This window comes from Paraburkholderia sp. Ac-20336, from assembly GCF_017105025.1.
Taxonomy (GTDB): Bacteria; Pseudomonadota; Gammaproteobacteria; order Burkholderiales; family Burkholderiaceae; genus Paraburkholderia.
On sequence record NZ_JAAGPS010000095.1, the window covers coordinates 1 to 13,464 of the forward strand.

Below are 13,464 nucleotides of genomic sequence, written 5' to 3' on the forward strand. Positions count from 1 at the left end.
TGGTCCAGCCGAGCCACTGGCTCAGTTGATCCGACAGCGATTGCCGCGATTCGACGGCATCGACCTCCGCGAAACGGGTCAGTAGGCGAACGAGCGCGGGCCCGCTCAGAGCGGTGCGCTGGGGGGCTTGCAACATACCACCGGAAGCAAAAAACTCAGTAGTTTACACGCTGACGGGCGCGAGGCCGATCTCTTCCCCGATCGCCCCCGTCCGCGAGACATTTCAAACATGCGTTCCGATGGCGCAAACCGCACCCGTAGCGGGACTTTTGCGCGGCCCTGGGGCTTTACCAACCACGGTTTTTCGCCAATAGATCAGCGGGCCGATCAGCGTATAAGATAAAAACACGCTCCCTTCGCCGCATCCTCGCCGTCCCCTGCCTTTCCAGGCTGCCGCCCTGTTCCGAGCGTCGAGAGCCGTAACCCGGCTGTGACCCGCAGTGACCCTGGACGAGACGCGCAGCCGCATGAAATTCGATACCGTGGTGCTCGGCGCCGGCATTGTCGGTGTGTGCGTCGCCGTGCATCTTCAGAAACGCGGACGCGCGGTCGCGCTGCTCGACCGCAAGCAGCCCGGCAACGAGACCTCGTTCGGCAACGCGGGGCTGATCCAGCGCGAAGGCGTCTATCCGTACGCGCTGCCGCGCAGGCTCGGCACGCTGCTGCGCTATGCGCGCAACCAGTCGCCCGAGGTGCGCTATCACGCCAACGCCATGCTCGAAACCGCGCCGTTTCTGTGGCGCTACTGGCGCAACTCGCATCCGCTGAAGCACGCGGCCATCGCGAAGTCGTACGCGACGCTGATCGAGCATTGCATCAGCGAACATCACGCGCTGGCCGCCGCCGCGGGAGCCAGCGCGCTGCTGCGCCCGACCGGCTGGATCAAGGTGTTTCGCAGCGGTATTGCCAGGGATGCCGAAATACGGATCGCCGAGCGCTGGCATCGCGAATACGGCGTCGCGTTTGAAACGCTCGACGCACCGCGTCTGCGGCAGCTGGAACCCGACCTCGACAAGCGTCTGCAAGGCGGCCTGCGTTATCCGGACTCCGACACGGTCAGCGATCCGAACGCACTCGTCACCGCATATGCACGCTATTTCGAAGCGCTCGGCGGGCGGTTTTTTATCGGCGACGCCGACACGCTGCGCGAAGGCTGGCAAGTCGACACGCAGGAAGGGACGCTCGAGGCCGAGTCGGTCGTCGTCGCGCTCGGGCCGTGGTCGGATCGCATCAGTACGCGGCTCGGGTATCGGCTGCCGCTCGCGGTCAAGCGCGGCTATCACATGCACTATGCGCCGCGTCAGACGGCGCGGCTCAATCATCCGGTGCTCGACGCCGAAAACGGCTACGTGCTTGCGCCGATGGCGCGCGGCATCCGCCTGACCACCGGCGCGGAAATCGCGCGGCGCGACGCGGACAAAACACCGGCGCAACTCGACGCGGTCGAGCCGATCGCGCGCACGCTGTTCCCGCTCGGCGAGCGTCTCGACGCCGAGCCGTGGATGGGGCGCCGCCCCTGCACGCCGGACATGATGCCGATCATCGGTGCGGCGAAGAAGCATCAGGGCCTGTGGTTTGCATTCGGCCACGCGCATCACGGCCTGACGCTCGGGCCGGTGACGGGCCGGCTGCTCGCCGAGATGATGAGCGGCGAGGAAACGCTCGTGGACCCGTGGCCGTTTCGCGTCGAGCGGTTCTAGCGGAGTGGGCGTGCTGCACGGCTGATTCGTCGGCCGCTCCGCCGCGTTGGCATTGCCACCTCGCCAGGCCGCTGCCTGAACGGAACGGCGCGGAACAAAACGAAACAGAACGGCGCGGAACCGACGCAATAAAAAACGCCTTGGCGCTATTCGCGCCAAGGCGTTTTTTCAAACCAGTCAACGAGACGCCGATCAGGCCGTCGTCACTGCTGCCCTGCGCGGCGACAGCGCCGACACCGCAAAGCTCACGACAATGTTCGCCGCCAGCGCGATCATGCCGATATAAAGCGGATAGTCCTCATGGCCGACATGCAGCCCGTACACCGGCTTGAGTCCCTGCGAGATCGCGAGGCCCGTGCCGAGCGCGATACCGACGAGCCAGCCAATGAACAGGCCCGGCGTATTGAGGCGGCGCGTGTACAGCGAGAACACGACGGCCGGGAAAATCTGCAGAATCCACACGCCGCCGAGCAGTTGCAGATCGATCGCGTACTGCGTCGGCAGAAACACGATGAACAGCAGCGCGCCGAACTTCACGACCAGCGAGACGATCTTCGCGTTGGCGGCCTCGGCTTGCGGCGAAAGATTCGGCGCAACCAGCGGACGCCACAGATTGCGCGTGAACAGATTCGCCGCGCCGATCGACATGATCGCCGCCGGCACCAGCGCGCTGATCGCAATCGCAGCCGCCGCGAAGCCGATGAACCACGCCGGGAACAGCGTGCCGAACAGCGCGGGCACGACGTCGCTGGCCGACTTCACGTTCACGCCGGCCGCGATCGCCATATAGCCGAGCAGCGCGATCAGGCCGAGCAGCAGCGTGTACGCCGGCAGGAAGATCGCGTTCTTGCGCACGGTCTTGGCCGATGCCGACGACAACACCGCCGTCATCGTATGCGGATACATGAACGCGGCGAGCGCCGAGCCGAGCGCGAGCGAGGCGAATGCGGTGTACTGCGACGGCTTCAGCAGAATGCCGGTCGCGCCGCCCTTCGCCTGGAAGTGCGCGTCGGCCACGGCGAACACGTGTCCGTAGCCGCCGAGCTTCACCGGAATCAGCCATACCGCCGCGATCACGACGATATAGATCATGATGTCCTTGACGAACGCGATCATCGCCGGCGCGCGCAAACCGCTCGCATAGGTGTAGAGCGCGAGAATCACGAACGCGACGATCAGCGGCATTTCACCGCTCACGCCGAGCCCCTTGATGACGACCTGCATGCCGACCAGTTGCAGCGCGATATACGGCATCGTCGCGACGATGCCGGTCAGCGCGACCGCGGCCGGAAACCACTTGCCGCCGTACTCGCCGTGCACGTAGTCGGCCGCCGTGATGTGGTTTTTGTCGTGCGCGACTTTCCACAGCTTTGGCATCACCGCGAATACGAACGGATAGACGATGATCGTGTACGGCAACGCGAAGAAGCCATACGCGCCGACCGAATAAACGAGCGCGGGCACCGCGATCACGGTATAGGCAGTATAGAAATCGCCGCCGACGAGGAACCACGAAATGATCGTGCCGAACTGGCGGCCGCCGAGGCCCCACTCGTGCAATTGCGTGAGATCGCCCCGCTTCCAGCGCGCGGCAAAAAAGCCGATCACGGTCACGAGCACGAAGAACGCGATGAATACCGACATCGAGACGGGGTTCACTGGATTCAGATCGCTCATTTGATACCTCGATACACGATGTAGACCAGCAGCGAGGTCAACGGCACCCACAGAAACTGATACCAGTAGAAAAACGGAAAGCCCGCGAACGAGGGATGCGCGTCGTTATAGAACGGCAGCCACAGCAGCGCAATATAAGGAATCAGCAGAATGAGCCAGCGCCATGAACGGCCGGCGGAAGTGGTGGTCTCCACGTATGTCTCCTTGGGTCTTGTCGACACCGCGCGTCATCGCTTATGGCCTGGCGTGCAGGTGTCCGGTTGCCTGAGGTCAGGCGGAAAAACAGGCAGCGGGCGCGCCGTTCGGGGAATTTCATGGAATTCCGGGAATTCCCTAAGAAACGGCCCGAACGCCGCGGCTCGCGCGAGCGCTTGCGCCGCAAGTGCCGAAACCGCTCCGCGAACGGCGCGCAGGGCCCCCACGCGGCACGGCGCGCCGCGGGGATGTAGTATTCGCCTTCACGGGCGTCCTCACAAGCGCGCAACTACGTAAGCAGTCTACGTAATACTACGTAGACTGCCGGCCGTTTTTCAACGATGAAACTCAAAGCAAAGATTGTGCTGCTCGCGATCGTGCCGTTCCTGGCGGCGATCGCCAGCATCGAAACGGGGGTGCGCCGCGAAGCCACGGCACTCGCCGAGCGGCAGCACGCGACGACCCAGGCCGCTTACCTCGCGAGCAAGGAGATCGAACTCAGGCACTACGTCGAACTCGCGACCACCGCGATCGAGCCGCTCTACGAGGCCGGCCGCGACAATGCGCGCGACGACGCGCTGCTGCGCATGCGCGCGCTCGCCGTGCTCAAGAAGATGGATTTCGGCGAGGACGGCTACTTCTTCGTCTACGACATGCATGGCCGCTCGCTGATGCATCCGCGCGAGCCCGATCTGGTCGGCCGCGATCTCTGGTCGCTGCGCGACAGCCAGGGCGCGCCGACGATCCAGCAACTGCTCGCCGCGGCCGCGCGCGGCGGCGGTTACGTGCGCTATCTGTGGCATCGCCCGTCGACCGGCAAGATCGAGTCGAAACTCGGCTACGTGGTGCCGCTCGAACGCTGGGGCTGGATGATCGGCACCGGCATCTATCTCGACGACGTCGACTCGACGCTCGCGCATATCGACGCCGAGGCGGCCGCCAATATCGATCGCACGATGAAGTGGATCGACGCGATCGCGGTGGCCGGGCTCGCGGTGATCGCGCTGTGCGCGCTCGTGCTCAACGTCAGCGAATATCGCAGCGCCGACGCCAAACTGAAGCGGCTCGCGCGCCAGGTGGTCGAATCGCAGGAAAACGAACGCGCGCGGCTGTCGCGCGAATTGCACGACGGCATCAGCCAGATGATGGTCTCCGTGAAGCTGCTGCTCGAATCGGCGCTCGCGCGCCTCGAACGCGGCGACGCTCGCGTGCCCGCCGCCGAAGCCGCGCTGTCCACCGGTCTCACGCGGCTCGGCGATACGCTGCGCGAAGTCCGGCGCATTTCTCATGCGCTGCGGCCGTCGATGCTCGACGACCTCGGCGTCGCCGCCGCGCTCGAACAGCTCACGCGCGAACTGAGCGAACAGTCGGGCATCGAGATCGGCTTCACGCAGATCGCGCACACGCACGCGGCCACCTTGCCCGATGCGGTCAACACCGCGCTCTTTCGCATCGCCCAGGAAGCGCTGACCAACATCGTCCGTCATGCGCAGGCGTCGAGTGCATCGCTTGCGCTCGACATCGCGCACGACGCGGTCACGCTGACGATCGCCGACAATGGCCGCGGCTTCGACGTCACCGATGCGTTCGTCGGCCGGCGCGCGGGCGTCGGTCTGCGCAACATGCGCGAACGGCTCGAAGCGCTTGGCGGCAAACTCGCGCTCGCCTCGCAGGCGGGCCACACCGTCGTCACCGCGCGCGTACCGTTGCCAACCACCGATGCCCCGCTGCCGCCCTTGCAGGAAATCCGCTCATGAACCACAACGCTTCTGCCGCGGGCGCGCGCCTGCTGCTCGTCGACGATCATCCGCTCGTGCGCGACGGCCTGCGCGCGCGTCTCGAAGCCGTGCGCCATTTCGAAGTGGTCGGCGAAGCGGACAACGCACAGGAAGCGCTCGCACTCGCCGAGAAGGCGGCACCGCACCTCGCGCTGATGGACGTCGGCATGAAGAACGGCATGAACGGCATTGCGTTGGCGGGCCTGTTTCACGAGCGTTTTCCGGCGATTCGCGTGCTGATGCTGTCAATGCACGACAACCTCGAATACGTGACGCAAGCGGTGCGCGCCGGTGCGAGCGGCTATGTGCTGAAGGATTCGCCCGCGCTCGAAATCATTCAGGCGATCGGCGCGGTGCTCGACGGCAAGACGTTTTTCAGCGCGGAATTGAGCGCGCGGCTGATCCAGGCGTCGGCGACGCAATCGCCGGTCGAGCGGCTCACGCCGCGCGAGCGCGATATTCTCGATGCGCTCGCCGAGGGCCTGTCGAGCAAGCAGATCGCGCAACGCAACGATCTGTCCGTGCGCACCGTGGAGACGCACAGGCAGAATCTGAAGCGCAAACTCGAAATCGAGGGGCAGGCGGAGCTGATCAAGTTCGCGGTCGAATATCGGCGCGCGCGGCGCTAGGTTGCTTCGCGGGTCGCGCGATAATGGATCGATGGCGCGCGCCGATGCTTTCGAGCCTGTTTCACCACCGGTGCTTGAGGACTCCCCAAACCGCAGCAGGAACTGGAGCAAGCATGAAACGCCTGACCGAACGCCGGCTTGCCTGTCTGCTGATCTGCGCGGCAACGGCGCACGCCTATGCCGAAGCGCCGCTCCTCAATCGCGGCCACGACCCTTTCTTTCAGATATCCCAGGCAATCGCCGATTGCCCGACACCGCTCGGTCCATTCGAAACGGAACAGGAATGGCTCGACGACAGCCATTACCGCATCGAGCGTGGCAATAGCTGCTGGATCGAAGGACGCTGCCGCTTGCCGAACGCCTATCTATACGACGCGGAAATCGCCGAAACCGTGCGGCGGCGTCTCGCGAATCTCAACGTCGCGACGCACTGGCGCGAACAGTCCACGCTCTGGCTGACCTTGCAGCGCCGCTTTATTTATGTCGAAGGCTGCGTCGCGCCGGGTTTCGACAAGAAGACATTCCTGACCGAACTCGCGAAAACCGCGGACGTCGAGCGCGTCATCGACAACACCGTCACGAACCCGCATGCCGCGCAGCTGCCTTATCGTACGCAGGCCGAGCCGGACAAACCGGTGCTGGAGCCCGGCAATTAAATTAGCGCGATGCCTACGGAGTTAGGGTCTACGCGGAACCATGCCGGTACATCCTCACCGGCACGTTCCGCCATCGAAACCTCTCAGCGAAGCCGCTCACTAATCCGCCGCGCCCGCGCGATCGCTGTTCTCCCGCACGATCTTCTCGATCAACGCATCCGCTTCACGCGAAACGTCGTCATGCACACGCGTGCTCTGTGTAATCGCCGACGTATCGTTGCCGATCAGATGACCGCCGCGCTCATGCGTATCGACCGAAGCCTGCATCGATAAACCGAGCCGCAGCGGATGCGCAGCCAGTTCGGCCGCATCGAGCGAAATCACGATCGGCACGCGCTGCACGACCTTGATCCAGTTGCCCGCCGCGTTCTGCGACGGCAGCATCGAAAACGCACTGCCCGTGCCCGCCGAAAAACCTTCGACGTGGCCGTGATAAACGACCTGCGAGCCATACACGTCCGACACGAGCTGCACCGGCTGGCCCACGCGCATATGGCGAATCTGCCCTTCCTTGAAGTTCGCCTCGACCCAGAGATGTTCGAGCGGAACGATCGACATCAGCGTCACGCCGGGCCCGACCTGCTGGCCGATCTGCACCGCACGCTGGCCGACCGTGCCGTCGATCGGCGCAATCACCGTCGTGCGTTGCAGGTTCCGGTAAGCGAGCCGCAACTGCGCGGCGGCCTGTAACACGGGCGGACTCGATTCGATCGACGATTTGCCGCCGAGCGCGCGCGCGGCATCGAGCTGCACCTGCGCGGACGCGAGATTCGCCTGCGCGACAGCCACCGTCTCTTTCGCACGCGCGAGTTCTTCCGGCGACACCACTTCCACCGACGCATGATCGCGCGCGGCCAACGCACGCTGCGCGAGCGCGAGTTCGGCGCGGCGCGCGTCGATCGATTGCACATAGAGCTTGCGCGAAATCGCGGCGTTCGCCACCTGACGCACGGCCGACGTCAACTGCGCGCGCGCCTGCGCAAACGCGGCAGCGGCCTCGGCATCGTCGAGCTTGACGAGGGGCTGGCCCGCGCGCACGTGACGCGTGTTCTCGACCAGAATGTCGGTGACCGTACCGGGGATTTGCGCCGCGATCTGCACGATGTTGCCGGCCACGTACGCGTCGTCGGTTTCCTCGAAGAAGCGCGAACTGAAGCCCCAGTACGAGAGCCACGCCACACCGGCGAGCGCGACCACGCCGAAGAAAAGCGCAAAGCGCCGCCGCCGCGTTGCGCGCTTCGCATCGGGTGCGCCGCTCTCCGCCGCGTGGGCCTGTTCCTGTGTCCAGCCGGCCGCCTGCTGTGCCTGTTTATCGTTATGCATTCAATCGAAGTGCGAATCCATGAGGCGTGCGTGAGAGAAAAGAACCGTCTGCGAATGAACGATCGGTGCGCCGCTGATCTTGCGTTCGTCGAAGCCGCCGCCGAGCGCGCCGATCAGCGCGACTTGCAGCAGCATGCGGCGGCCTTGCAGATCGGCCTGTTGCGCGCGTTCGTCGAGCAGCGACAGATCGGCGAGCATCACGTCCTTCTGCATGCCGATGCCGCGCCGGTGCCGCTCGCGCGCAATCGCGACGATGCGCGTGGCCGAATCGACCGCGCGGTTCTGCTCGGCCGACAGACGCTCGACCGTGCGCAGCGAAGTCAGTTGACGCGCGACGTCGCCGAGCGCTTCATCGACGGTCTTGTTGTAGAGGCTCACCGCCGCGTCGACGTTCGCGTAGTCGCCGTGCAATTGCGCGCGCAACCGCGTACGGTCGAACACCGGCAGCGAAATCGCCGGCCCGACCGAACCGGTCAACGCCGCGCGCGAGAACAGCGCGGCCGGCGTCAACGCGGTCAAGCCCGCGAACGCCGCAAGATTGACGTCGGGATAGAACTGCGCGCGCGTCGCGTCGATATGGTTGAGCGCCGCTTCGGCACGCAGCCGCGCGGCGACGATATCGGGCCGGCGGCCGAGCAGATCGACCGGCAATTGCGCGGGCAACGGCGCGTCGGCGGCCGCCGCGAGTTGCGGACGATGCAGCGACAGGCCACGCTCGGGCCCTCGGCCCGTCAGCACGCCGAGCTGCAACTCGGTCAGCGTGATGCGCTCGTCGTTGAGGGCCTGTTGCGACGCGAGGCGGCTGCGCTTCAACTCGGCATCGGCCGCGTCGTACGCATTGTCGATGCCGCGCGCGCTGCGCTCGCGCAATACCGTATCGACACCGTCGGCCGCCTGTTGCTTCTGCAGCAACAGCGCTTGCATCGTGAATGCGCGGTCCAGTTCGCAGTACAGCGTGACGAGTGCGACCATCAGCGTAAGGCGCGCCTGTTCCGCGTCGACGCGCGCCGCATCGCGCGAAGACAGCAGGCTGCGCGTAAGCGCGGCATTCTTGCCCCACAGATCGAGCTGATAGCTGAGCCCCGCCATCAATGCCGATGGCGACACCACCGGATCGTCGAACAGTTGCACCGGAAACTGCTGTCCCGCGACGGACACGTTCGCGACATTGTTCGGTTGCGGCAGACGCGCCTTGTTGACCGACGCAAGCGCCGTGCCGTTCAATCCGGACAACGAGGCAAATTGCTCCAGTTGCGACTGCGCCGCGCCGACGCGCGCCTGCGCGATCTGCAGATCGGGATTGTGCTGCAATGCCTCGGCGGCCAGTTCGTCGAGTTGCGGATCGCCGTAGCGCTTGACCCAATCGGGTGCGGGCCATGCGCCGTTCGCGTCGGGGCCGAGCGTTTTCGCGAGCGCATCGGCGCCCGGTTGCAGCGGTTCGACACTCGCATGCAAACCGGCATCGCTGACGCAGCCGCTCAACGCCGCCGAGATCAGCAGCATGGGCAGCGCGTGTCGCGTAAGAAATCGCATGGTGGTTGGCTTCATGAGCGGTTTCATGAATGGTGCGGGTGATGCAGCGCGGCTTCGCCGGCGCGTGATGGAGAAGAGGAACCCGCCGCGGTGGCCTTCCTCACGCTAGCCGTTTTTGCGGCAAGCCGTGGACGGGCCTGTTCGAGCGGTCCCATGCGTCCGAACAAACCGTCGATCAGCCCCTGCGCGATCGCGCTCAGCTTCGCGAGCTTGTCGTGTTCGGCCAGAACGATCTGTACGATCTGCCATAGCGTGAGCAGGTTCGGCACGATCGCGACTGGCAGGCGCAAGCCATATTGCAACGCGAGTTGCATCGCATTGCGTGCGCTGTAATAGCGACGAAAGCCGGGGTGATTCATCGTCGTCATTTCGAATGCGCCGAGTTTATGGCGGCGCCGCGAACCGATCCGGTGCAGTAGCACGAGCGATGGCACGAGATAGACGGGTACGTTGCGCAGCAAGGCGCGCAGGCAGTACTCGGTATCGACGTGATCGATAAACAGGCTTTCGTCGAAACGGCCGAGACGCGCGAATGCCTCGCGCGAAATAACGGAGCCCGAGGAGATCAGAAACGCGCAGCGCTGCAATGAGGCAGCGGCATCCGTCGCGAGGCGCTTGACCGCGAGGCCGCTCGTGACGAGTTCCGGCAAATAGCGCTGATCGTTTTCGTCGAAAATACGTGGCCCCATCAGGAACGGCTGACCATCGAGCGGCGTGCAACGCTCGCGCATCACGTCGAAATAGCCCTCAGGCATGGTCGAGTCCTGATCGAACAGCGCGACCGCATCCATACCGTGGCCGAACAGCGCATGCAGTCCGCTATTGAATGCGCCCGCAATGCCGTGACGATTGCCGTGATGCAGCAGTGCGATGCCGGCATCGCCGAGCACTTGCGCCGCGCGAGCGTCGGGCTCGGGCGAGTTGTCGATCACGAGCAGGCGGTCGCACACCGCGCGCATCGCCACCGCACGCGCGAGTTGTTCGTCGTTTGGATGAAACAGTACGATCAGCGCGGCCAATTTCGTCATTGGCTTTCTCCTAGTGTCCGAGCGTCATCGCGGAGCCGCGTTTCGGACGCGTGAGCCACATCATCGCGGCGAGCGCGAGACAGGTGACGCTCGCCATATAGAACATGTCGCCGGTCGCCATCATGTAGGCCTGCTGCTGCACGACGTGGTGCAGCGTCGTGACTTCGCGCGCGCCGTCGATCCCGAAACCATGCAGCTTCTGCACGAACTGCTGCGTATTGCCCGACGATTTCGTCACCGCCTGGGAAATCACGTCGTAGTGAAACAACGCGCGGTTGTCCCACAACGTGACGCTCATCGCGGTGCCGAATGCGGCCGACAGCGTGCGCAGGAAATTCGACAGGCTCGAGGCGGCGGCCAGCTTGTGATCGGGTACGCGCGACAGCGTCGCGGCGGTCAGCGGAATAAAAAAGCACGGCAGGCCGATGCCCTGGATCAGACCGGGCGTGATGATCTGCACGAAGGTCATTGTCAGCGTGAAATGCGCGTTCCACCACAGCACGGCCGCGAATACGAGAAAGCCGAACGTCGCGAGGACGCGCGCGTCGAAACGCGGCGCGTAAATGCCGACCAGAATCGAAAACACGAGCGCGAGCACACCGAGCGGCGCGGTGGCGAGTCCCGCGTGATAGGCGGTATAGCCCATCACGGCCTGCAACCAGAGCGGAAACACCACGCCGACCACCGAAAAACTCATCATGCCGAGCGAGATAATCAGCACGCAGAATGAAAACGTGCGGTCGCGAAACAGGCTCAGATCGATCACCGGATGCGACTCGCCCGCTTCCCAGATCAACAACGACACGATGGACAGCGCCGCGACGATCGAAAGCGTCAGAATCAGCGGCGAATCGAACCAGCCGCGGTCGTGCCCGAGGTCGAGCACGACTTGCAGCGAGCCGACGCCGAGCACGAGCAACGCAATACCGGGAAGATCGACACGCGTGGCCGCCCTGGTCGCAGCGGTCTCTCCTGTCTCTCCGGTCGCTTCAGTTGCCGAATCATGCGCGTCGCGGCGCAAGAGCGTCGTGCACACCGAAAACGAGAACACGCCGATCGGCAGATTGATCAGAAAGATCCACGGCCATGAGAAGTTGTCGATAATCCAGCCGCCCACGACCGGCCCGAAAATCGGCGCGAGCAGTACCGTCATCGCCCATAGCGCGAGCGCCACGACCCGTCTTTGCGGCGGAAAACTGCGCAGCAGAATGGTTTGCGACAGCGGCACCATCGGCCCGGAAAACAGCCCCTGCAAGGCGCGGCACACGACCAGCACGTGAAAGTTGGCAGCCATGCCGCACAACAGCGAGGTCGAGGTGAACAGAATCACCGCCGCGAGAAAGAGCCGCGTTTCGCCGAACCGCTGCGCGAGCCAGCCCGTCAGCGGCACCGCAATCGCGGCAGCAACCGAATACGAACTGATAACCCATGTGCCCTGGCTATTCGACACGCCGAGGCTGCCGGAAATAGCCGGCACCGCGACATTGGTGACGGTCGAGTCGAGTACTTCGATAAACGTCGCGAGCGAGAGCGCGAAAGTCAGCAAGGCAAGCCGCATGCCGCGCATTTGGCCGCGAATGTTGCTGCGATCCTCGCGCGCAGCACTGTCCGGCACTGACGTCGCCGTGCTCATGCGCCCTGTCCACCCGCAGCCAGCACCAACGACGGCACGCCGGCAATCGCGGGCTCGCGCGCCGTGCGACGCATGAATCCTTCGATATAGCGCGCGGCCGTGTCGCAACCGTCCGGCGCGGCCGCGAGCCGATCCTGCATGCGCACGCACTGCGTCGCGATCGACGGGGAACCGAGCACGTCCCTGAGCGCGCGCGCCAGCGCCCGCGCTTGCAACGGCGCATCGAGCCGCACACCGCAGCCGCTCGCGGCGACGCGTTGCGCGTTATCGAACTGATCGTGCGCAAACGGCGTAACGACCTGCGGAATACCGGCCGCATACGCGAGTGCCGCCGTGCCGATGCCACCGTGATGCACGAGCGCGCGGCAGCGCGGCAATAGCGTGCGCATCGGCACATAGCGGCGCGTGAGCAGCTGCGCTGTTGCCGTTGCCGCCTGCTGCTGTGTATGCGGCGTCAATAGAATGCCGCGCAGCCCGGTATCACGCAGCACCGCATTCACGATCCCGGCATAGTGCGCATGATCGGTCAACGTCGAGCCGGCCGTGAACACGACGGGGCGCTCGCCGTCGTCGAGAAACGCTTCGAGTTGCGCGTCGGGTTCGTGCGCCTGCGTCTCGTTGAATAACGGAAAGCCGCTCTGCCGACGCGGCTCCGGCCAATCCGGCTGCGGTTGCGCAAACCATTCGGGAAACAGGCACAGCACGCCGTCGGTCGAATGCAGCCAGTGGCCGAAAATGCGCGTGACCGACGGCAGCCCCAATTGCGCGCGCAATGCATTGAGTTCGGGGCCGCACACCCGGTCTAGCACCTGCGTTTCAATCAGGCGCAGCAGTGCCGCCTTGACGCCGAGCGGCAGCCAGCGCGGAATCGTCAAACGCGGGTGCGTCGGCGGCGCATGCGCGGACAGCAACGTCGACGGCGACACCTGCACCGACACCAACGGCACGCGATATAACTCCTGCATGAGCCGCGCGGAAAAAGCCCACAAGCTGCCGACAAGCACCGTGTCGTCGTTGGTCAACGAAACGAGCGTATGAAAGTGCGGCTGCAACGTCGGCGCAATCACGGCCCACAGCGTTCGAAATGACGTGCGCGGATTCCATAGCGCGGGGTTCGCCATCGCGGCCGCGTATTCGTCGGCGGTGCCGATCGGCTTGAATGCGAATCCCTGGCGCACAGCGGCCGCTTCGAACGGCGGGTGGCTGCAAAACACGATCTCGTGCCCGCGCGCCGCGAGCGCGGCGCCGATGCCGAGCAGCGGATGCACGTCGCCCGCCGAGCCGATCGCGGTAATGATGACTCTCGTCATGC

The 13,464-nt window shown here is 64.8% G+C and carries 12 protein-coding genes; 4 read left to right on the top strand and 8 right to left on the bottom strand.

From position 1 onward, the window contains the following. Window positions 1–136: DUF3348 family protein (locus tag GXB81_RS22480; RefSeq protein WP_205990366.1), on the bottom strand; the 136-nt coding region annotated here is incomplete at its 3' end. Between the two features lie 331 nt (window positions 137–467). On the opposite strand from GXB81_RS22480, the gene GXB81_RS22485 reads away from it, so the two are divergent. Beyond that, window positions 468–1,700: an FAD-dependent oxidoreductase gene (locus GXB81_RS22485; RefSeq protein ID WP_167043639.1), complete on the top strand. Its 1,233-nt coding sequence runs from the start codon at window positions 468–470 to the stop codon at window positions 1,698–1,700. A gap of 192 nt (window positions 1,701–1,892) precedes the next feature. Here the strand turns inward: GXB81_RS22485 and GXB81_RS22490 are convergent, their stop codons facing one another. Together GXB81_RS22490 and GXB81_RS22495 are read right to left on the bottom strand one after the other, a co-directional pair. Continuing rightward, window positions 1,893–3,377, bottom strand: coding sequence for a sodium:solute symporter family protein (locus GXB81_RS22490; RefSeq protein WP_167043637.1), 1,485 nt, complete (start codon window positions 3,375–3,377; stop codon window positions 1,893–1,895). Next, complete coding sequence (locus tag GXB81_RS22495; protein ID WP_167043635.1) at window positions 3,374–3,571, bottom strand: DUF3311 domain-containing protein; 198 nt, start codon at window positions 3,569–3,571, stop codon at window positions 3,374–3,376. Before GXB81_RS22495 ends, GXB81_RS22490 begins: the two co-directional genes overlap by 4 nt. A 342-nt stretch (window positions 3,572–3,913) precedes the next feature. Between GXB81_RS22495 and GXB81_RS22500 the strand changes: the two genes are divergently transcribed. The 3 genes from GXB81_RS22500 to GXB81_RS22510 all read left to right on the top strand — a co-directional run bounded on the left by GXB81_RS22500 (window position 3,914) and on the right by GXB81_RS22510 (window position 6,635). Beyond that, the gene (locus tag GXB81_RS22500) at window positions 3,914–5,329 is read left to right on the top strand and encodes a cache domain-containing protein (RefSeq protein WP_205990354.1); all 1,416 of its coding nucleotides are present in this window, start codon (window positions 3,914–3,916) and stop codon (window positions 5,327–5,329) included. Then, the gene (locus GXB81_RS22505) at window positions 5,326–5,979 is read left to right on the top strand and encodes a response regulator transcription factor (protein WP_167283188.1); all 654 of its coding nucleotides are present in this window, start codon (window positions 5,326–5,328) and stop codon (window positions 5,977–5,979) included. The genes GXB81_RS22500 and GXB81_RS22505 overlap by 4 nt, the downstream gene beginning before the upstream one ends. A gap of 113 nt (window positions 5,980–6,092) precedes the next feature. After that, complete coding sequence (locus GXB81_RS22510; RefSeq protein WP_205990355.1) at window positions 6,093–6,635, top strand: hypothetical protein; 543 nt, start codon at window positions 6,093–6,095, stop codon at window positions 6,633–6,635. Between the two features lie 99 nt (window positions 6,636–6,734). Here the strand turns inward: GXB81_RS22510 and GXB81_RS22515 are convergent, their stop codons facing one another. The 5 genes from GXB81_RS22515 to GXB81_RS22535 all read right to left on the bottom strand — a co-directional run bounded on the left by GXB81_RS22515 (window position 6,735) and on the right by GXB81_RS22535 (window position 13,462). Then, on the bottom strand, window positions 6,735–7,958 hold the full coding sequence (locus GXB81_RS22515; RefSeq protein WP_205990356.1) for an HlyD family efflux transporter periplasmic adaptor subunit: 1,224 nt from the start codon (window positions 7,956–7,958) through the stop codon (window positions 6,735–6,737). Beyond that, entirely contained in the window at window positions 7,959–9,461 is a 1,503-nt protein-coding gene (locus tag GXB81_RS22520; RefSeq protein ID WP_241016475.1) for an efflux transporter outer membrane subunit, read from the bottom strand. 53 nt (window positions 9,462–9,514) lie between these two features. Further along, a complete protein-coding gene (locus GXB81_RS22525) occupies window positions 9,515–10,519 on the bottom strand; it encodes a glycosyltransferase family 2 protein (RefSeq protein ID WP_205990357.1) in 1,005 nt (334 codons plus the stop codon). Window positions 10,520–10,529: 10 nt separating this feature from the next. Beyond that, window positions 10,530–12,086 carry a DHA2 family efflux MFS transporter permease subunit gene (locus GXB81_RS22530; protein ID WP_241016477.1) on the bottom strand — a complete coding sequence of 519 codons (1,557 nt, stop codon included), beginning with the start codon at window positions 12,084–12,086 and terminating at the stop codon, window positions 10,530–10,532. Between the two features lie 62 nt (window positions 12,087–12,148). After that, window positions 12,149–13,462, bottom strand: a complete 1,314-nt coding sequence (locus tag GXB81_RS22535) for a nucleotide disphospho-sugar-binding domain-containing protein (RefSeq protein ID WP_205990359.1) — start codon at window positions 13,460–13,462, stop codon at window positions 12,149–12,151. Window positions 13,463–13,464: the final 2 nt, after the last annotated feature.

Coding starts and splice junctions, on each gene's coding strand:
- GXB81_RS22505 (WP_167283188.1), top strand. CDS start 5,326: ATGAACCACAACGCTTCTGCCGCGGGCGCGCGCCTGCTGCTCGTCGAC.
- GXB81_RS22535 (WP_205990359.1), bottom strand. CDS start 13,462: ATGACGAGAGTCATCATTACCGCGATCGGCTCGGCGGGCGACGTGCAT.
- GXB81_RS22510 (WP_205990355.1), top strand. CDS start 6,093: ATGAAACGCCTGACCGAACGCCGGCTTGCCTGTCTGCTGATCTGCGCG.
- GXB81_RS22490 (WP_167043637.1), bottom strand. CDS start 3,377: ATGAGCGATCTGAATCCAGTGAACCCCGTCTCGATGTCGGTATTCATC.
- GXB81_RS22525 (WP_205990357.1), bottom strand. CDS start 10,519: ATGACGAAATTGGCCGCGCTGATCGTACTGTTTCATCCAAACGACGAA.
- GXB81_RS22530 (WP_241016477.1), bottom strand. CDS start 12,086: ATGCGCGGCATGCGGCTTGCCTTGCTGACTTTCGCGCTCTCGCTCGCG.
- GXB81_RS22485 (WP_167043639.1), top strand. CDS start 468: ATGAAATTCGATACCGTGGTGCTCGGCGCCGGCATTGTCGGTGTGTGC.
- GXB81_RS22500 (WP_205990354.1), top strand. CDS start 3,914: ATGAAACTCAAAGCAAAGATTGTGCTGCTCGCGATCGTGCCGTTCCTG.
- GXB81_RS22520 (WP_241016475.1), bottom strand. CDS start 9,461: ATGCTGCTGATCTCGGCGGCGTTGAGCGGCTGCGTCAGCGATGCCGGT.
- GXB81_RS22515 (WP_205990356.1), bottom strand. CDS start 7,958: ATGCATAACGATAAACAGGCACAGCAGGCGGCCGGCTGGACACAGGAA.